The sequence below is a fragment of the Ereboglobus sp. PH5-10 genome (assembly GCF_029504735.1).
Taxonomy (GTDB): Bacteria; Verrucomicrobiota; Verrucomicrobiia; order Opitutales; family Opitutaceae; genus Ereboglobus.
In genome coordinates, this window is sequence record NZ_JAQFIP010000006.1 from 152,872 (window position 1) to 173,920 (window position 21,049).

At 57.8% G+C, this 21,049-nt stretch carries 8 protein-coding genes; 2 read left to right on the top strand and 6 right to left on the bottom strand.

What is annotated here, in order from left to right; translation table 11 throughout:
• Positions 1-32: 32 nt before the first annotated feature.
• Positions 33-13,463: an autotransporter-associated beta strand repeat-containing protein gene (locus M2447_RS07075; RefSeq protein ID WP_277557979.1), complete on the bottom strand. Its 13,431-nt coding sequence runs from the start codon at positions 13,461-13,463 to the stop codon at positions 33-35.
• Positions 13,464-14,465: 1,002 nt separating this feature from the next.
• Between M2447_RS07075 and M2447_RS07080 the strand changes: the two genes are divergently transcribed.
• Together M2447_RS07080 and M2447_RS07085 are read left to right on the top strand one after the other, a co-directional pair.
• The gene (locus M2447_RS07080) at positions 14,466-15,233 is read left to right on the top strand and encodes a TlyA family RNA methyltransferase (protein ID WP_277557980.1); all 768 of its coding nucleotides are present in this window, start codon (positions 14,466-14,468) and stop codon (positions 15,231-15,233) included.
• A 43-nt stretch (positions 15,234-15,276) separates the two neighbouring features.
• Positions 15,277-15,996: a hypothetical protein gene (locus tag M2447_RS07085; protein ID WP_277511074.1), complete on the top strand. Its 720-nt coding sequence runs from the start codon at positions 15,277-15,279 to the stop codon at positions 15,994-15,996.
• A gap of 57 nt (positions 15,997-16,053) precedes the next feature.
• On the opposite strand, the gene M2447_RS07090 is transcribed toward M2447_RS07085, so the two are convergent.
• The 5 genes from M2447_RS07090 to pyrH all read right to left on the bottom strand — a co-directional run bounded on the left by M2447_RS07090 (position 16,054) and on the right by pyrH (position 20,740).
• Entirely contained in the window at positions 16,054-16,455 is a 402-nt protein-coding gene (locus tag M2447_RS07090) for a thioesterase family protein (protein WP_277557981.1), read from the bottom strand.
• 28 nt (positions 16,456-16,483) lie between these two features.
• Positions 16,484-17,746 (bottom strand): glycosyltransferase family 4 protein, encoded by a 1,263-nt coding sequence (locus M2447_RS07095; RefSeq protein ID WP_277557982.1) that lies wholly within the window; start codon positions 17,744-17,746, stop codon positions 16,484-16,486.
• A gap of 169 nt (positions 17,747-17,915) precedes the next feature.
• Positions 17,916-18,473: a ribosome recycling factor gene (gene frr / locus M2447_RS07100; RefSeq protein WP_277510456.1), complete on the bottom strand. Its 558-nt coding sequence runs from the start codon at positions 18,471-18,473 to the stop codon at positions 17,916-17,918.
• 123 nt (positions 18,474-18,596) lie between these two features.
• Entirely contained in the window at positions 18,597-19,835 is a 1,239-nt protein-coding gene (locus M2447_RS07105; RefSeq protein ID WP_277557983.1) for a serine hydrolase domain-containing protein, read from the bottom strand.
• Between the two features lie 161 nt (positions 19,836-19,996).
• Positions 19,997-20,740 carry a UMP kinase gene (pyrH, locus tag M2447_RS07110; protein WP_108824580.1) on the bottom strand — a complete coding sequence of 248 codons (744 nt, stop codon included), beginning with the start codon at positions 20,738-20,740 and terminating at the stop codon, positions 19,997-19,999.
• Positions 20,741-21,049 lie beyond the last annotated feature (309 nt).

Genomic DNA, 21,049 nt, shown 5'->3' on the forward strand with positions numbered 1-21,049 from the left:
ATTGGCGCGTGAAGTCAGTCGATCCAGCCGGCTCACCAAAGCCTGCGATAGCCGAGGTTTAGCGCCCACGGACGCTCGTAGTCTTTTGCGCGACCGTATTCATAATCAAAATACAACTGACTGCCGCTGTTGATGCGATAACCGACACCGGCACCGGCTTCCATGCGCCAACCGTCGAAATTCACCGTCAGGTCGCGGCCATGGGCGTGAATTTCGCCATCGTTGGTGTCGGTTTTCACCACGCCGAATTTTCCGTAGAAAGACCACCTCGTGTCCTTGAGCTGGCGGCCAAAGCGCACCATGCCGCGATATTGCGCGGAGGTCGCGTCGTCCACTTTCACGTCGATGGCCGCGTTTGAGGGCGTGGTGCGATAGCTCGCGCCTTCCAATCTCGCCACGGCCGCTTGCACGCTGGGTTCCATCCACCAGCCGCCGGCGTGTTCAATGCGACGGCCGATTTCCAGCGACCCGCCCCAAGCATTGCTGTTGTAGCGCCCGTGCACCGGCCGGCCTGAAATGGTGCTCACGTCAAAGCGGTGCTTGTAGCGATCCGCCTTGAGAACGAGGTCGGCATACCAGCCGTTGTTTTTGATCATCGTCCCGTAAAGCCCGAAGGAGGCATTGGTGGTTTTGCCATCACTGTTCCGGCCAAAGTCGCGGGTGATGCGGCCCATGTCCACAAAGGCTCCGAAAAGATTCACACCCGTCCCGGTGCCAAAGGCTTTGTCGCCGCCGACGGTCACGCCGTAGGAGTGTTGTTTGACTCTGCGTCCGGAGAGGGGGTTGGTTGCGTTCAATTGGTGTCCGCGTGCGCGCGTCCAGATGGAGCCGGCTGCCGCGGGAATGCCTTCGCCGCGAATATCGCCCATGCGCAGATACAGGGCGTCGAGCGAGTAGTGCCAATCCTTGCCGATCAACGACGCCGTGTCGATGATCGCGTCCGCGGCCTGCGAGAGGCCGGTGCTGTAAAGATACCATGTGCCGGGATCGAGCGAGAGGGTGCTTTCGGATGAGGCGCCGTTGGCAAACTTGAACTCCGTCAGACCGAATTCCAATTTCCCCGACTCCAGTTGGTAGAACGCCGTGCCCGCTGTATCGGTGATGAGCGGGATCGCCGTTTCGTCATTGCTTGGCAGGTTTCCAAGCGCGGTGATGCGCACGGTGAAAACACCCGCGCTGCCACCGGTCACGGTCAGATGGTTGGCAACCTCGCCGGATTGTTTGAGGCCGGAAATACCCGTGAAATCGACATTGAAGCCAAGCGTGCCGCTCGCGCCGGCAAGGCCGGCGACCGTGGCGCGATGGAACGCGGGCGCATTGTGGACAAAACCAAGCGTTGCCTCGGCGAGCGTGACATGGCCGAGGCGCGCGCCGTCGAGAGCGACGAGGATTGTCGAGTCCGCGCCGGCGAGCACGCTGGCGGAGTCGAGGCCGAGCGCATGCGTGGCGCTGAGCCAAACAGTCGCGCCTTCGAGAAGGCTGTTAGCGATGACGTTGTCGTGCTCGATTGAAAGCGCACTGTTCGCAATCCGCATCGTGCCTGAACCGCTGACATTGTTGGCGAGCGTGCCGCTCACATTGTGATAGCCAAGAGCCGCATCGGCGCTCACTTCGATCGGAGCCCCGGCGAGCGCCGCAAGATTCATGAGAACCAGGCCGCCGCCTTCCACAAACCCGGAGCCGGTGAAGTCAGGATTTGCATTCGGGATTGTGACAGTGCCTGTGCTGGCTTTCACAAAATCCCCCGCTCCGAGCAGGGAGAGGTTGAACGGTTGCGCGGTTGACGACTGCACATCGAGCACGAGCGCGCCGCCAACAAAGACCGAGCCGGCGTCGCCGAGAGCGGAGGCGTGGTTGAGCGTGGCGGTGGCGCTTGCGGCGATGTTGGTGGTGATGGCGAGCGCGGTGTTTGCATCGGTGACGAGCAGGTTGCCGCCGTCGAGATTCAGCGCGCCGGTGCCGCTCATGGCACCCGTGCTCGCGCCGCCGTTCGCCACGGTGAGCGTGCCGCCGTTGAAGAGCAGCGCGCCGGCGTTGTCGAGCGCGCCGACGGTCTGCGCGGTGTGGTTCAGGTCGGCGGAGGCGGTTGAGGAAATGGACAGCATGCTGGTGTTGCCAAACGCGCCGCTGTTGCCCGCGACGAGTGTGCCGCTTGTGACTGAGGTCGTGCCGGAGTAGGTGTTGCCGCCGTTGTTGAGCGTGATGGCACCGGTCGCGCTGATTTGCAGGTTACCGGAGCCGCTGACGAGCGCGTGCAGTTCGTCGGCGCCGAGAGGCGTGTTTTTTTCGCCATCGAGAACCGCCGTCTTGTCCGCGAGCAATTCGAGATGCGTGAGAGTGTAGGAGAGTTGCAGGCCGTCGTTGTCAGCCGTGACCGCAAAGTCATAGGTGCCGCTCGCGATGGTGCCGCCGGATTGCGCGATGTCGCGTTGCGACGCGCCGGTAAGCTCGTTGCCATTCTTGTCAACAAGGTTGCTGCCGCTGACGATCGTCTTGCTGCCTTGGGCGAGCGTGGTGCTTGTGACGAGCTGGATATCGAGACCTTCGTCTTGTTGCAACAGTGTCAGCGCATCGACATCCATGCCGGATGTGTCGACCATGACGACGGAGTTGCCGACGGCCAGCGTGCCGGTGTTGACGATGCCGGCGGCGGTGCCGCTCGCGTCCATAGTAAAGGCGATTGTGCCGCTGGAGAGTTCAAGGTTGCCGATGTTTTGCGCTCCGCCGCCGACATCGGTGCGGTTGTTTTTATCGACAACCAACGTGGCGTTTGTGAGCGCGAGAGTGTTTTCGGCGGTCAAATCGAGGCGGTTGTTTTGCAGCACCACGCGTCCGGCGAAGTTTGTGCCGGTCGTGCTGCCAAAGGCGATGGTGCCCGAGTTGTTGACAAGCAGCGCGCCACCGCCGGTGAGCTGGTGGTCGAACTTGTAATCGCCGCCCATGCCGACAAGCGCGAGGCTGCCGCCGCCGACGATGTTGACTTGCGCCGCGCCACTCACGCCGAGGTTTTCGGGCGCGGTCATCGTGCCGCTGCCGGTCACGTTCCACGTGCCGGTGTAGGCCGCGTTTGCGCCGGCGATATTCACGCCGTTGGCGGCGATGGTAGTCGCGCCGGCACCGGTGAGGGCGTTTGCGAATGTGCCGCTTGCGCCGAGGCGCAAGGATGCGGAGTTGCCAACAGTGCCGGTGCCGAGTGCGCCGAGATGAGCGAGGTTGAGCCCGCCCGCATTGATGAATGTGTTTCCGGTGTAGGCGTTGCTGTGGCTGATGGTCACCGTGCTGGCGTCTTCCTTCACGAGTGTTCCCGCGCCTGTGATGAAGTTGGAAAGGTGGAGGGTGAACGGCGAAGTGCCGCCGAGGACCAATGTGCCGGTGTTGGCAACCCCGCCGGCGCCAAGGCTGTTTTCGCCAACGGATTTGAAGGCGCCGCCGGCGGCGATTTGCCATGTGCCGCTGAAGGAGGCGTTGTTGCCATTGAGGATGATGTTCGCGGCATTCGTCGCGGAAACCAGACCCGTGCCGCTGATGCTGTTGGCGTTTGCGCCGGTGGCGGCATCGAAGACGAGTTGCCCGTCGGCGGTGATCGCACCAGTGCCGAGTCCCTGGGCGTGGGTTAGAACAACTGTGGCTGTGTTGTTGATCGAAGTGTTTGCGGCAAACGCGGTGTTCGCGCCGTTCACGGTGAGCGTGTTGCCTTGCACGACGAGCGCCCCCGCGCCGGTTAACGCGCCGTTGCTCACGCTGTTGGTGGCGAGGCCGGCGGCGTCAGTTCCGCTGATGATGAGTGTGCCGCTGTTGAAGTTAAGCGCGCTGTTTGCGCTGCCGCTGAACGCGCCGACCGCCTGGGTGTTGCCGTTGAGATCAACGCCGGTGTTGGCTGCGATGTCGAGGCGCGCGGTGTTGCCAAAGGCGTTGTCGGTATGGAGCGCCACGGTGCCGCTTGTGACGAGCGTCGTGCCGGTGTAGCTGCTCTCCGCGCTGCCGATGTAATACACACCGGTGCCGCCCATGACAAATCCGCCTTCGCCGGTGAGCTTGGCGTTAAGCGTGCTGGTGGCGTCCTGCGTGCCGATGTTGTTGAGGGTGACGCTGGTGCCGCTGTTGGCCGACAACTCGCGCAGCATGTAGGCGAGATAGATGCCTTTGTTGTTGCCGTCATCCACCACCTCCGCGCCGTAGTCGTAAATGGCGGTGCCGCTTACGCCGCCGTTTTCGTAGATTTGTTTCAGCGTGGCATCCGTGATGAGCGCGCCGTCGAAATCGTGGAGATCGAGCTGGGCGCCAACGTCGTTGACGTTGCCGGTGACATTGACGATTTGCTCAAAAAGCGTGCCGCTATCCTGATAGAAAAAGTCGGTGCCGTCGGGCGTGGTGCCGCTGACTTTGTGCCAGTTGTCCAGCGCGAGTTTTCCACTCGTGGCATCGGTCAGGTCGCCGACCGTCAGTTTGCCCTTGGGGGTTGTGGCGTGGTCCATTTCAACCTTCAGAGTGCCACCCTCGAAAGCCAGCCCGCCGAGATAATAACTGCCGCTGCTGAGCAGGGTGGCGGCGTTTGCGCCGAGAACGAGCGTGGCGTCGCGCAAGACGCCGGTGCCCGAGGCCGGGCTTGCTCCAACACCGGCGCTGATGCCGTCGAGTTGGAAGAAGCCGTTCCGCATGTCCACGGTTCCGGAGAAGCGGCCCGAGGGACTGAAGGCTGAGGAGCTGAAGGAAAAGACGGTGCCGGATGTATCCACTTTCAGGATACCGGATCCGGTGAGCGCGTTTGCGTAGCTCCATGCGGAGGAGGAGGCGATGGAGAGCTCGCCGTCGATATGTGTCGCGCCGGAGCCGAGATTTTGCTGTTCGGCGACCCGGGCGGTGCCGGTGATGTTCCATGCGGCGATATTGTTGGCGCCGGTGATGGCGACATTGCCGCTTACTTGCGCGGTGCCGCTGCCGTTGATTGTGTTGGCGAAGGAGCCTGTCAGCGCGAGATCGAGCACGCTGGCCGCGTTTATCGTGCTGCTGCCGGCGGCGTTTTCCGAGACGAGGCGCAACGTGCCGCCGGTGACGAGCGTGGTGCCGGTGTAGGTGTTGCTCGCGCTGAGCGTGAGGGTGCCGCCGGTGGTTTTTTCGAGGACCGTGTTCGCACCGGCGAGCAGGCCGTCGTAAGAGCCGCTTTGGATGACGAGCGTGCCACCGCCAAACAGGATTGTGCCGCTGCCGGTGAGTTTTTGCACGGTTTGCGCGAAGGAGTTGGTGTCGAAAACGGCGTCGTTCACAAGGTGCGTGCTGGATGCGACGATGTTGGCCGCGCCGGCCTTCAATGTGCCGCCGCCTGTCATGGTGGTGCCGGTGTGGGTTGCGGCTGTGTTAAGCGTGATGGTGTTGATGGCGTTTATCAGCAGATTGCCGCTGCCGCTAATGAGCGCGTGGAGTTCATCGCCGCCCGCCGGGGTCGCGATGTCGCCGGTGAGCGTGAGCGTTTTGCCCGCCTGAAGCTGAAGTTCCTTGAGTTGATACGCGACGCCAAGCGTGCCACCGGCGGCGGTAAGGGTGTTGCTGTAAACACCGAGCGCCTCGGTGCCGGTGCCAATGGCGAGTGTCGAGCTGGCGCCGATTCGGGTGCCGTCGGCGAGGACGAGGTGGAGGTTTGAAGCATCACCATCCCAGTTTTGCGCAATGACGTAGGCGCGTCCGCCGCCTTCATCCTGCTGCAGCAAGGGCATTGCCTGCGCGACGGATTGGTCAAAGAGGATATTGCTGCTGCCGGTAATGGCAAAATCCGCAACACGCGCGGTGCCAGTGAAAGCGGCGGTGCCGCCGTTCATCACAAAACTGTTTGCTGTTTGCACGCCGGGCGTCACGTCGAGCAAGCCGCCGGTTAACGCGAGCGTCGCGGTGTTGAGCACGGAGCTGGAGTTTGCGTTCCAGACAAAATGGCCGGAGGCCGCTTCCGCCTTGCCGGTAAATCCGGTGCCCGCGCCCGCGCCAAAACCTTGGGTGCCGCCGCTGGCAAAGGTAACCGTGCCGCTGCCGGTGAGCGAATTGTTAAGGGTAAAGTTGTTTGCGCCCTCAACGAGGAGCGCGCCCTCGAGAACAACATTGCCGGTGCCGAGGTGAATGGTGTCGCTAATCGCAACACGGCTGCTCTCCCGCGCATGCCATGCGCCCGCGAACGATGAGTTGGTGCCGGAGAGCGCAATGCTGGCGCTGGTGACAAGCACGGTGCCGCTGCCGGTGATGTTATTGGCGACAGTGCCAGTGAAGGAGTCGAAGTTCAGCGTGGCGGGGGCGGCGACATTCGCAACGGCTTCGCCAAGGGAGCCGGCGTTCGTGGCGCGAAGAGTGCCGGCGTTGATACGGGCGGTGCCTGTGAAGCTGTTGCTCGCGCTCAACGTCAGGGTGCCGGCGCTGATTTTGGTCAGGACGCCGGTGCCGCTGATTTCACCGGAGAGCGTGCCGGTGTGGGCGGCATCGACAACCAGTGGCGCGTTTGAAAGCGTGATGCCATTATCGAGAGTTATAGGAGCGGAGAGGCTGAGGGTTGCGCTGGACAGGACTTCAACCGAGCTCGTGCCGAGGGATCGATCATTGGTGGCGACGAGAACACCGCCGGCGAGTTCCGTCGTGCCGGAGTAGGCGTTGCCCGCGTTGAGGACGAGCGTGCCGGAGTTAATGCCCAGCCCGAAAACATGATCCACGCCGAGCACGCTGTTTATTTCCAGCAGGCCGCCTCCGCTTTTGGTGAGCTTCGCGCTTGTGGCGCTGTCAGCCAGCGCGACTTCCAGTGTGTTATTCGCATCAATCACAAGCGTGGCACCGTTGTTCACAGTGATGGTGGTGTCGGCGCCCAAGGCACTTTTTACGCTGTTTAGGGTGGAGTCGTATGCCAGCGCAAGTGTGTTGCTGCCGACGACAGAGAAGTCGCCGCCGATCACAATGCGATTACTAAGCGTGCGGTTCTGCCCGTATGCCTCGATTGATCCTCCGTTGATGGTGAAGGCGCCGGTGCCGATCGCCCCCGAATTAACGTGGCCGTCGAGCAAAGTTTCACCGGCGTTGATGCGCAGCAGGCCGTCCACGAGCACCATGCCGGCCTTGAAGCTGTTGAAGCCGTTGGAGAGGGTGAGCATGCCGCTGCCGGTCTTGGTCACTTTGCGGCCCGTGCCAAAGTCATCGAATATGGTTCCGGCGAGCTCAATGTCGGCGCCGCTCACATTGTCGATTTGCAGGTTCACGCGCAGGTCGATGGGCGCGGATATATAAGCGTCGGAGTTGTTGCGCATCAGGATGAGCGCCGTGACGTTGGGGTCGTTTTTGATGTCGCCGGGAAAGTCGAAAATAATCGCGGGGCTTCCGTTGCTGGTGATGTTGAAGCGCTGGTTTCGGGCGCCGCTAAAAATCAACGAGCCGAGCGTCTTGTTTTCGTTGAGCAGGATGTTTGAGCCGGTGACCGAGATTGCGGCCTTGTCATCAAAAGTCGCGCTGGCGCCGACGCCATTTGGCGACTGGAAACTGCTCCAGTTGGGCTCGGCGGTCCAGTCGGAGCTGCTCGCGCCGGTCCAGTTGAAGGATTGGGCGTAGGGAACCAGTTCCTTGGTGCCGCCCGTTTTGTCCAGCAGGATCGCGCCGGGGGCGTAGCCTTGGAACCAGACATTGGGAACGTATTCCATGGCGCCGGTGTAATTGCCTATGATGATTTGTGTGTTGCCGCCGCCAACCGATTGCACGCCGTCCCAGTTGAGCACTTGCAATATGTGGTTGGTGTTCCATATGCCGAGGTCGGCCACGGTGAATGTTTTCGGCAGGCTGTTGACGCCGATATCGAGCAGGGATGCGCCGGTCAGGGAAAGGTTGCCGCCGAGCGTCTGGCTCAGGCCGTTTAATAATAAACTGCCGCCGGCCATGTTCAGGTTGCTCACATTATTGAGGAGATTGGTCGTGGCCAGGGACAGCGCGCCGCCGCGGATGGTGATCGGCGCGATGATGCTCGTGTTCAAAGTGGAGACCGTGCCCTCGCCCTCTTTGAACAACGCGCCGCCGTCGCCGATTGAAATATTTCCGTTGCCGGTGGCGCTTATCGTTTGGTTGGAATTGAGGTGGAGATTGCCGCCTCCCACGATTTGAAGCATGCCGCCGTTGCTGACGGTGAGGTTGCCGTTCAAGTAAACATTACCCATCGTGCCGCTTTCGCTCCACGTTTCGATGCGGGCGACGGCGGTCGAGCCGTTGATACTGAGAACGCCGGTGCCGAAGTAGCTGTCCTGCGTGGCATTGGCGGCGCCCTGAAGCACCATGTCGCGACCCTCGAGAAGAACGGTGGACACGGTGCCGGCCGAAACAGTCAGGTTTCGGAATGTCGATTTCGGGGCGAGCAATTGCAGCTCGCCCGCGCCCTGCTTGGTGATCGAGGCGCTGGAACCGACGAGGTTGTGGGACGTGCCAAAGGTGACGGTCATGCCGTTGGCTACATTCCAGTTTTTATTACCGGATGTAACGGTGCTGTTTCCCGAACCGCTAAAGAGCATGTTCTGCGCGCCGGCGGTGGCGGTAAAATAGGTGGTGTAGGTTCCGTTGTTAAAATAAAGCAGATTGCCTATGTTTCGATCCGCCCCGTGGGCTTGGAGGGTTATATAATAACCGGAGAGGGTCAGCGTGCCGGTGCCAAGCGCCGCGTCATTGGCAATCGACAGTGTGGTTTGATAGGATGTGCTGCTGCCATAATTGCTGTTTATCGTAAGACCCCCGGTAAAACTGTTGCTGCCGGACAAGCGCAGAAATGCGGGAGAACTGGTATATTGCGTAAGATAAAATGTTCCACTGCCAGAATCCGGATTGGTAATGGAGTTTTTAAACTCCACCATCGCGCCCATAAGATAAAAGTTATTCTGCCCCGGCCTTAGTTTGAGGTCCTCAATGGAATCAAAGGTCAGTGAGCCGGCCTGCAGGCTCGATGGTGCGTAGTAACCCAGATAAACATTGCCGTTTGCGCCAAGACTCAAGGGATTGTGGATTACGTGGTGCTGGGTCGTGTTTTCCAAATAAGTCGCGCCATTGCTGAATGTATAAGTGCCGGTTCCCAGGGGGCCGGAAACCACAAGGCCGTCCGCCACTTGGCTGCTGGCGCCGATTTTTATTCCTCCGTTGTTCAACGTGACGCCGCCGGAGAAGGTGTTTTGTCCGCGCATTATCAATTGATAAGAGTTACTTGCGAAGGATGCGCTCTGGATGTGCAAACCCGCCGATCCGGTAAGAATGTAATCGCTGTCAAAAATCAGCCCGCTGGAATTATAAGTATAGATACTCTTGGTTCCTCCGGTGATCAGCCCGGTGTTGTTTTTGAATGTAATCATCGATCCCTGGGAGGAGAGCCCGCCGTCGAGTTCCAACGCATTTGTCAGAACGCGATTGCCATTTGCATATATCGTGGCCGTGCCTGTGACCGTATAGGTTCCGCTACCCAGGGCGTTATCATTGTTTATGTAGAGCATGCCGCCTTGCTGCTCAATGCCGCCGCTGAAGTTGTTATTGCCTGAAAGTGTCAGGCGGTAGTCCTGATTGTATGAATTTCCAAGAGCCGCGGGATCAACCGTGAAACGAATGCTCTCTGTTCCCGATATGGCGCCCGACAATGTCAAGTTCTTGCCCTTGGCGCGATGATCCACCAATAAAGAGTCTTCCAGTATCAGATTGGCGCTTATGGTGGGCGAGGACACGCCCGACATATAAATCACCGCATGGCTGCCGCTGTTCGAAAGCGTGAGACTGTCGGCGGTGGAGGTGGGGGCGATGGTGAAGCTCGCGTCGCTTGTTGCCTCAAAAAATATTTTCCCCAAGGTGCGGCTGCCGTTGAGCTTGATCGTCTTGCCGTTCAGCCGGTCGTCCGCATCGCGGAAGATGGCGATGGCGCCGGCGCCATCGGGCGCCGCGTTTCCATACCAGTTTGCGCCTGCGTCCCAGTTGGTGTTGGAAAGGCCGCCGCCCGACCACTCGTAACCTTTTTCACCCGCGGTTACCAACTCGTATTTCCCATTGTTATATACAATACCCGCGCCGCGCGTGTAGCCAGTGAACGCGATATTAGCCAGGCGGACGTCGCCGGCGGAGAAAGGATTCGCGGCAAACCACACATGCTCGCCTCCAAGCGTCTGATCGGCGACCGTGTTCCATTCGCCGCTGTCATTCTGGATATTGAGCAGGGGAATCACGCCGCTTGTGCTCCACGAGCCCAGGCTGTTGAACGACAATTCGCCGCCGCCGCCCAGTTCCATGGTGGAATCCCCGTATATGTATAGATTTCCAAAGGTGTTTTTGACCCCGTCGGAATTTATGATGCCAGTCGAATGGAGATGCAGGTTGGCCGTTCCGGCAGCTTGATGATCCCTCGTAAATTGAAGGCGGCCCGAGTTAATATAAAACTCCGAAGCCCCCAGCTGGCTGATGGATGAATCTATGGTCGTTGTCGTGAGCGATATGCTTCGCGTGAATCGTCCCAGCCCCGTGAGCGCCGTGGTGCCCGATTGCGCCATCACCCTGGTGCTTCCCGACATGGTGACATTTGGCTTCTGGCTCACGGCGACATTTCCGACAACCAAGTTCTTGCCCACTGTTATGTTGCCCCCCGACGTGGTGTTTGCCCCAATCAAATTCACGCTCGATAAAATCAAATCACTATTGCTTGTTGTGAAATTACCGTTGCTGAAAAGTTTCAGCGTCGAATTATCCAGAAAATACACAGGCGCCGTGTAGACTGTGAAGGTGCCGTTGGTCGCGGTCACTGTGATGCCATTGCGAAACTCAACCGTGTTGCCCGCGGATTTGGGGGTGACCTGAATATTGCCCCCGGCCAGCGTAATGTCGCCAATGCCCAGATAATTTTTGCCGGCGGCCAGTTCGCCAAACACCAGGGAACCGTCGGCGGTCGAGGAATTGGCATACACTTGCATCGTGCTGCCCCGTTGAGTGTAGCCTCCGCTGAAATTACTGTCCGCGGCATATGCGTAAAGACGGTCCCAGCTGCCCGCGAACGTCAGCCCGCCCGCGCCCTGAAAGTTTCTGCCTTCATGAATATAGAGATATGAATAATTGCCCCAGGCCAGAGTGCTGGCGCCGCCCCATTTTCCTGTTATGGTAATATCAGAGTTCAGCCAGATTGTGTCGTTGGCCGCGTTTCCAGTGGCGTATAATCTTGTATAATAACCGCTGGGATTGCTGATGACAAAGTTCGCGTTTATATTGATCTTGTTATAAATATCGGCGCCCCACAGCACGCCGCCGTTTATAGTGAGCTCGCCCTTGCCCAGCGAGTTGTTGCTTCCGCTGGAAACAATGCGCAACATGCCGTCGGGGTTCAATGTGACGCCTCCGCTGAAGGTGTTGTTGATATTGCTCAAATACCATGCGCCGCCGTTGATGGTGATGGAGCTTGGGCCATTGACGCCGTCTGAGATCAGACCGCTCAAATCGCGGTAATAACCGCCTGATGGCAGGCTGGTGTCGGTGCGGTCCAGCAATAAATTACTATCCAATCGAATGGCGGAACTAATGCGCCCGCTGCCGGAGCCGCCATCATACAACGACTTTTTTATCTGCGCCGCAACGCCCAATGTCCCGCTGTTCATGATCAATGTGCCGCTGCTGATCGTGGCGGCATTATATGAAGAGGTGGTTCTGGCGAACAAGAGGGTGCCGATCGTCAATGTGCCGGGAAGCGCCAGGTTTGGATTATAAGAGGTGTATTTATTGCCGAACACCATGGTGGAACCGGCGCCAAAGGTCGGAATGCGGTTGATGTCCCAATTGCCCGGCGCATTCCACATGTTGGTGCCAATGACACCGGAGCTATAGGAGGCCGCCCCCGTCCATTCATAGGTGTCGGGTGCCGCGGACGTGCCCGCGGTCGGGATTAGTTCATATTTGCCGGCGTTATCGACAACCTGCACGCCCATGGTCCAGTTGTAGCCGTCGAATCTGATATTGCCGCGCCAGAACGCGGATGAAATGTCATCCGCGAAAAGGAGGTGATTCGAGCCCTCCAGCCAGTTTTGTATATACACCAATCCGGAGCCGCCCGTGCTGCCGGTGCCAAAATCGAGCGTGTTTGCGCTGTTGGCCATGAAATCGATGATTCGCGTGCCAGTGCTGGTCCAGCTCAGCCCCCCGGAAAACGTGGCGGAAAATCCATTGGCCCGCAGTGCGGTCGCGGCATCCATATGCAATGCCGTGCCCGCCTGAATCTGGTCGTTCGCACCCAGCGCCAAAACACCACGTTCCATGCGAATCTGCGACGCGCCGATATTCTTGGCGGAAGCGCCCAGCGCGATGGTGCCCGTGTTGTTTAAAATCATATGGTTCAAACCCGCGCCCATGCCCGTGCCGCCAATGGTAATCAGTCCCGTGGTTGTAAAATAAAGGTCGGGCGAGTTGACAAAGTTCGCATCATCAAAAGTCGTGTCGCCCCGGAAAATAAATTTATTGCCGAGGTTGTTGGCTCCATAGCCCAGCACCGCGCCATCAAGCACAATGGAACCGTTGGTTACGTCCAGAATCGCGCCGTAATCCAGCGTGATGCCGCCTCGCATGTTCACAGTGCGCCCGGCGCCGGGGTTCAGGCTGAGCGTGAAGCCTTCGCCGTTGACCGCAACGGCGCCCGTGCCGATGTAGTTGTGCCCGGAATCGAGGGCGCCGAGTGTGATGTTGGTCGTTCCGTTGCCGATGGTGGCCTGCCTGAGCCATTGCACATAACCGCCGCTGAACGTATTGTTGCCGTTGAGAAAACTCACCTCGGACAAACTGCCGCCGCTCACTTGAAGGCCGCCGGTGCCGGCAAGCACGAAGTCCCGCCCGAAAACAACCTTGGTTAAGTCACTGATGTTCAGTTGGCGAATGCCGTTGTCGAGCTGCACGATGCCGTTGTAGTCGAACGTGATGGATTTTTGCGTGAGTGTGACGCCATTGGCGATGGTCAAGTCGTTGTTCCAATAGATCTGGTTTGAGAGCACAAGGGACGGCGTGAGCAATTCGATCGTCATCAGGTTTGACGGCGTCACGCCATTTCCGATTTCGAGCGCGCCGGAGCCGAGCGCGGTGTTGCCGCCAATGCGCAAGGTGCCATCATGCAATTGCACTCCGCCGCCAAACGTATTGTCGCCGTAAAGCTCCAATTTGCCCGCGCCGGTCTTTCTAATGCCGCCCGTGGTGCCGGCAATAGTGGAGCGGACTTGAACCTCGGCGCTGCCGATCACCGTGTTGATCAGCAAATTATGGCTCGCGATGTCGATCGTTTTGCCCGCGTTGAATATCATCCTGCTTTGATAACTATCCAGCTTCGCGGAGGCATCGAGGAACACATTGGTGTCCACCGTCAGGAATGCGTTGCCGGACAAATTGATGGCGGCGTCAGTCCCGCCAAGACGGATACCCCGTCCCATCCCGCCGCCGTCGGTCAATGTCAGGGTTTGGTTCCAACTGGTAAGCACATCGAGCTTGTTGAGATTAAAGAGGCCATCAACTGTAATAGTGCGTGCACCATTTTCCGCAATATTGTCATTGTTAAATGTTGATATATCGTGATTTGAGCCAGACCCGGGCGCAGTGGCTGACGACCAGTTGGTTGCTTCGCTCCACAACGAGCCTGTGCCCACAAAAGTGCCGGACACTTGTTGCGCGGAAAGTTGCGCACTGAGCAAGAAACCATGTCCGCAAATTAGCATATAAATGAAATGCAACCATTTACATCTGAATTTAATTGTGGGATTTTTAACTTGAGAAATCATTAATCTGTAGATGATTTTTGTTATAAATAATTACATAAGTAATTTATACTTAATAGAATATGATGTAATTGGGGTGAATTATCACTGATCCACCCATGGCAACAAATTGAGAGTTTTTCGTTATCCAAATCATACTGTTTCAACAATCAATTTGTGTAATTGTTATGATAACATTTATTAATTTTCGTAATGTTATTAATTGTGTGTTTTTCTAAGTCGTGATACATTTTATCTTATTAATAATAAAACAATTACAGAAAAACAAATAGAAGATTGTATCTGTAAATTTAATTTTTTGGATAGAGCAATATGCAAATCATTAATAAAATCAAATATTATCATGCAAATTCCTTAAAATTTCTGCCCTTCACCGAAAAACAAAGGCCCTGAAAAACTGCCACGAAATTTCTTTTTATCGTGGTCTTCAACATATTATGCCATTTCGATCGCACCCCAGAATCGCTACTGGAGTTGGGTGAAATTTCCGGATGAACCAGTTTTTGATTGTCGTATCACAGGAGGATACGACTGAAGGCATCGACCTGTGTGTTTGCGCTTATGGGTGTTGGGGATGTCCGGGACCACCGCGCTCCAGCTCGTCAGATTTGTCCGCATTCGAGAATACTTTATGCCGGACGGCCCCGGCGTTTCCGGTGGAAAAGTGTTGCAGCGCGCGGTTTCGCATCTCGAATCGGGCTGTCCACAATGAAACAACGCCTTGATGAAATCCTCGTTGCCCGCGGCCTTGCCGAAACCCGTTCGCAAGCCAAGGCGCTCATCATGAGCGGTCGCGTGCTGCGTGGCACGGAGCGTCTCGACAAGGCGGGCAAGGAATACCCCGGCGACATCGAGCTCACCGTCGAGCAGCCGCCGCGTTTTGTGAGCCGCGGCGGGGAAAAACTGGCCGGGTTTCTGGAAAAATTCTCCATCGACCTGAATGGCGCGCATGTGCTGGACGTGGGCGCATCGACAGGCGGCTTCACGGACTGCGCGCTTCAAGCAGGCGCGGCGGACGCGGTGTGCGTGGACGTGGGGCGCGCGCAACTGCACGCGAAGCTGCGAGCCGACCCGCGCGTCACGAATTTCGAAAAGGTGAACGCGCGCCACCTTGCGCCGGGGGATTTGCCGCGCGCGGATTTCGACGCGGTGGTGATGGATTTGTCATTTATCTCGCTCAAGGCCGTGCTGCCCGCCGTGTGGCCGTTCGTGCGCGCGGATGGCGGAGTCCTGATCGCACTAGTGAAACCCCAATTTGAGGCGGGCAAGGCCGAGGTGGACAAGGGACGCGGCGTGATTCGCGACCCCGGGTTGCAGAACGCAATCCTGGCGGACATCACAGAATTCGCACTGCGTGAATTACCCGGCCCGGCACTGATCGGCAGCATGGACTCGCCCATCACGGGCGCTGACGGAAACCGTGAGTTTCTGCTGGGCCTGCGGAAGGGGTGTTTGCCGTTGCCGAATGGAGATTAACGGTATCTATAAAAGCGGTTCCCCCGCCCCCTTTGGATTTCCCATGAAAAGAAAACTACTAATTTTATTATTGGGTGTTTTTATTATAGTTATATTTAAACTCTTATTCTTTGGGGGAAAGTTTCCCAATGCTGGCGTAAGCGGTTCGCCGGGGGGTGAAGAATCCAAACTATCATCGGGCGATGCTCAAAATGAAAAATTCGCCGGGCTGCCAAGAAAAGAAAAAATACATTACAAAATATCGGAGTATATCATAGAAAAATTTCAGTTGAAGGAGTCGGATATTCCCGGCATGGAGCAATTGTTTATGAAACTCAAGTTTGAGGCCCTTAATGCAGTAGCTCAATATGCCACATGTGAGTATTCCTCAAATGATACTGTTGGATTGGCAATTGGAATGCCTCAGGATGCAATTGATTCGGTATATGAAAGGACATTTCAGTCGATTAAAAATTACATTGGGGAATCCCATTGCAATGAAACAATGACCGATGAATTGGAGAATGCAATTGCTGATGAGCTATTATATTATGTGCGGTGCAAGGGAACCTTCATAATTAACATACAAGGGGAATCTATAAATAATATAAAAACAATCACAATGGGTCGTTCTTTATTGAGATCAAATGGACGTGTGGTAAGGGACGCAATCGGCTTTACGCAGGATGCCGGCAACCAATTTATGGATGCATTTGGATCTGTTGCCAAATGCGCGTTGGAAAACTGGCAAAAAACCAAAGAAAATTCCAAGGGGTCGAACTAATTTTTTTCATATTCGAGTTACATTGGCAGGTGCGTCCCCGCGGGATGGATCAGGCTATTATTTAAAAACCTCGTTCATTTTCTCCGCCACGTAGGGGGGCGGGCGGACGGGGCGGCCTTCGTGGTCGATGAAGGCGTGCATGGTCGTGCCGGTGACGAGGAGGGTGTCGCCACGGTGGACTTCGTATTGCACCTTTATCCGCAGGACGGGCTTTTCGGCCAGCCTAGCGGTGACGACGAGGTCGTCGTCGTAGAGCGCGGGCCGGTGGTATTTGAGCGACACTTCGAGGACGGGCAGGTGGTAGCCGTCGGCCTCGATTTTTTTGTAGGGCAGGCCCACGTCCTTGAACATTTGCGTGCGCGCGACTTCGAACCAGGCCAGATAATTGCCGTGGTAAACGACGCCCATTTGATCGGTTTCCGCATAGCGGACGTTTATTGGCACCTTTGCTTGAATCATAAGGAAAGGCGCGAGTATGGCACAAAAATCAGGCCTTATCCAATGCGAGAAATGGCGCGAAGAGTTTTTTTGCGGAATCGGTCCAATTATTGTTCCGGGCGTGGCGGCGTCCGGCCTCGCCCATTCGCCGACGGAGCGGTTCATCGGCGAGGAGTTTTTCAAAGGCGGCGGTGAGCGCGGGCGCCGGGGCGTCGAGGTTGGGCTCGGGATCAACGAGGAGGCCGGTTTCGCCGTCGATGACGGCCTCCTGCACGCCGCCGACTTTGTGGGCGACGACGGGCAGGCCGTGCGCCGAGGCCTCGAGGTAGACGAGGCCGAAGCCCTCGACGCTTTGGCGGTAGTTGATGCTGGTCATCGCAAAAATATCGGCGCGTGAATAAACGTCGCCCAGTTTGTTGTCGGGAAGTCCGCCGAGGAAGCGCACGGTGAGGCCGAGGCCGGCGGCGGTTTCGGCTTCGCGCACGAGGATTTTTTCGTAGGACGAGCCGTTTATCTTTCCGACAATCCAGTATTCGGTGGTCTCGCGCCGGGCGAGGGGAAGGTTTTTGAGGGCGCGGAGGGTGCGGACCTGGCCTTTGCGCGGGTGGATGCGGCCGACGGTGAGCACGACGTTCTTGCCGGGCGCGGCAACGGGAAGCTCGTCCCGGTCCAGGGAGGAGGTGGCCAGATTGTCGATATTGGCGAGCAGGTCGCTGCGGATGGCGCCGGGGGTGATGATGGTTTTGCCTTTTGCCTCGGGGAAGCGGTTGCAGAGGAGGTCGCGGGTGAATTCGGTGAGCGTGCTGATGCGCGTGGCGCGGCGGATGAGGCGGCGCATGAGCAAGCGGTGCGCGGGGTTGGCGTGCATGCGCAGGATTTCCGAGCCGTGAAAGGTGAGGATGAGCTCCTTGGGGCGCATGCTTTTGTTGAATTGCAAAACCATCAGCGCGAGCATGGGGCCCGGTTCGGGAATATAAACGGTGGCGTTGCGCAGTTCGCGCCGGCGTTTGGCGATGACCATCATTGATTTCGCGAGGCAAGTGAGGTTGAGCGTGCCTTTGATGGGAAGGCGATGCACCTCAAACGGCCATTGTTTTTCGTCCGTCGGCGCGGCGGCCTGCGCCCAAACCTCGACTTTGCGTCCGAGGGCGGCTGCTGCGCGCGCGATTTCCTCGGCAAACGTGGCGATGCCCCCGTGCTTGGGATAAAATTCGTGCGTGATCAGGTAGATCGGCCGCGGTTGTTTCCCGGCGTGCGTGCGCGCGGGTGTCGAGTCCGATGGCGCGGTTTGCTGAGAGGCTGCGGGCGTCATTTGGAGAGAGATGGATGAGCGTGCGACGGTGCGGCGTCACAAACGAGTTTGTGCAAAAATTGCATGTGCCGGTTGGAATCAGGAAAGGAAAAACGGAAACCGGGGGGATTCCAGTTTTATAGCCGGAACAGCTCCCGATTAACGATTTTTTACCAACAGGCAGACCGTCTTACAGCGTCGTGAGTTCCTTTTCCTTATTTTCGAGGTGCTCGCCGATGTCCTTGATGGTTTGGTCGGTGGCGGTCTGCACTTCTTTTTCGAAGCGCTTTAATTCATCCTCGGAAATATTGCCGTCTTTCTCGGCTTTTTTGAGCGCGTCCATCGCATCCCGGCGGACAATGCGCACTTGCACGCGTCCTTCCTCGGCCATGCCGTTGGCGCGCTTGACCATTTCCTGGCGGCGTTCGCGGCTCAGCTCGGGAAGGGGCACGCGGACGTTGGCGCCGTCAACAAGCGGGTTGAAGCCGAGGTTGGCGATTTGGATGCCCTTGACGATGGATTGCGTGATGCCCTTGTCCCAGGGCTGGATCAAAATCATACGCGCGTCGGGTGTGGAGATGGCGGCGCACTCCTTGAGGCGCATCGTTGAGCCGTAGGCCTCGACCATCACGGTTTCGACCATCGTGGGCGAGGCTTTGCCGGTGTGGATTTGGCTGAATTCATGCAGGGTGTGCTCGAGGGCTTTTTTCATTTTAGCCTGCATATCGGTGAGGATCGGGTGGGACATGATGATGGATGATTATGAATGTTGCTCAACACGGGGAGCAATGGTGATGGCTTGGATTGTTGATTTTCTAGGTTGTCACAGAAGGGCGGCGGGGATGCAAAGGATTTTTAATTCAGGAAAACGTCACTGCGCGGAGTGGGTTTTGAGGGCGAGTTTTTCAAGCGCGGGCCTCAGTTTTTTGCCATCGGGGGTTCCCCACTTGGAGATTCTTTGGACCATGAAAACAGTCACGAGTTTTTCTTTGGGCCAGACGGCGAAGTTGGTGCCGTGGGCGCCGCTGTGCCCGAACCGGCCGCCTTCGCCAAGGCTGAGTGTGAGGCCGCTGCTTTTGGTCGCGGCCTGGCGGCGGGTCATTTCGTTGATGGAGGCTTCGCTGATGAGGCGCTTGCCGTTGAACACGCCCTTGTTGAGGAGGAGCTGGCCGAAGCGGGCGACATCGTGCGCGGTGGAAAACAGGCCGCCGCCGGGCGTGGGATGGCGGCGAACGCGGTCGTCGAGCGGATACTGGCGGTTGCCGATTTTTCCCGCGGTGAGCGTTTTTTTGGAGGGGTTGCCGCGGTAGCTGGTGGCGAGGCGTTCGAGCTGGGCCTTGGTCGGCCAGAAGGTGGTGTCGGTCATGCCGAGCGGATCGAGGAGGCGTTTCTGCAGAAAGGTTTCGTAAGGGATTCCGCTGGCGACTTCGACGATGCGCCCGAGGACTCCAATGCCGATGCTGGAGTAGCTGTAACTGGTGCCCGGCTCGAAGAGAAGGTTGAGGCGGGCGTAGGTGGGCACGGCTTTCGCGAGCGGGCGGGTGTCGATGTAAGGCGTTTCATCCGGGTCGACCCTCGGCAGGCCGGAGGTGTGGCAGAGGAGGTGGCGGAGGGTGATCGGGGTTTTGCGAAGGGTGTTTTTGGGCGCGGTTTGCCGCGGGGCGCTGTCGGCAACCCTCACACCCTCCTCGTTGACCGTGGTGGCGCTTTTTTTTGGGACGATTTTTTGCGGAGCGTCAAATTCGGGAATGTATTTTGAGACCGGGTCGTCGAGGGAAATCTTGCCCTCGTCAACAAGCATCATGATGCATGCGCCGGTCATGGGCTTGGTCATGGAGGCGATCCAGAAAAGAGTGTCGTTGCGCATGGGTTTGGCGCTGGCGATGTCGGCAAATCCGACGGCCTCGCAGTCGAGCGTTTTTGTGTCGTCGGCGACGAGAAACACAACACCCGCCGTGGCGCCATCCTCAACAAACCGGCGGGCGGTGTCGGCGATTGGCCCGGCAAAAAGTCCCGCAGCGGAAGCGAGGAAAACGAGAAGGATGGCGAGGGGCGAAGGCGCGGCGGGGCAGGGGGAGGGGGATGAGAAGGGGGGAGGTTTTGTTTTCATTGGGGAAGCAAGGGGAGGGGAATTTTCGATTTTCGATTCTCGATTTGGCAGACTGTCTGCCTTCGGCCTCGAAACGATTGGGAGCTTCCGCTCCGTTTTGAATTTCCAACCCGCGCGGTAGCGCGCAATCGAAAATCGAGAATCGAGAATCGAAAATTTCTTCAGCCATGAACAAGCGTGCCAACCTTTTCGCCGCGAACGGCGCGGAGGATGGCGTGCTCGGCTTTCAGGTCGAACACGAGGATGGGCACGTTGTTGTCGAGGCAGAGGGAAAACGCGGTCGAGTCCATGACGTTGAGGCGCTGCTTGAGCGCGTCGATGTAGGAGAGCTCTTCGTATTTGACGGCGTCGGGGTATTTTTTCGGGTCCTTGTCGTAGATGCCGTCAACCTTGGTGGCCTTCATGATGATGTCGGCGTGCATTTCGGAGGCGCGAAGCGCGGCGGTGGTGTCGGTTGAGAAATAAGGGTTGCCGGTGCCGGCGGCGAAGATGACGACGCGGCCTTTTTCGAGATGGCGGATCGCGCGGCGCATGATGAACGGCTCGGCGATTTGGTCCATGGGGATCGCGCTTTGCACGCGCGTGTTGACGCCGGCCTTTTCGAGGCTGTCCATGAGCGCGAGCGAGTTGATGACGGTGGCGAGCATGCCCATGTAGTCGCCGGTGGTGCGGTCAACGCCGCGTTTTTCGCCCTGAAGGCCGCGGAAAATATTGCCGCCGCCGATGACGAGGCAGATTTGCACACCAAGGTCGTAGATTTCCTTAACTTGTTCGCAGACCTTGTCGAGAATGGCGCGGTCAAACGGATCTCCGGTTTTGCCGCTGCGGAGAACTTCCCCGCTCAATTTGAGGACAATGCGTTTATATTTTACTGATGGATCAATAGGGCGAGGGACGTCGTGCATATTGAGTTAGTAGCAAACGGCTTGTTCCGCAACGGGTCAAGCCAGCGCATTGGTTGACGGACAATGTTTTTAACCTGAAAACAGCGATTGAAGGAGGGGGAAAGAGCACTGTTTCGCCCTAAGGAAAACTTCGTCAAGATGTTGGGTGATGAAAAACAACATTCACGAAGCGAACGAAACAGTGCATCACGAGTTTTACCGTCTGGGCGACGGACGCAAAGCCATTTTGCGTTCCACTCCGCGGCCGGTCACGCCTTTCGGCGGCCTGGCCGTCCTGGTCGAGTTCTGGCGGCAGCTCGATTTGCCCGG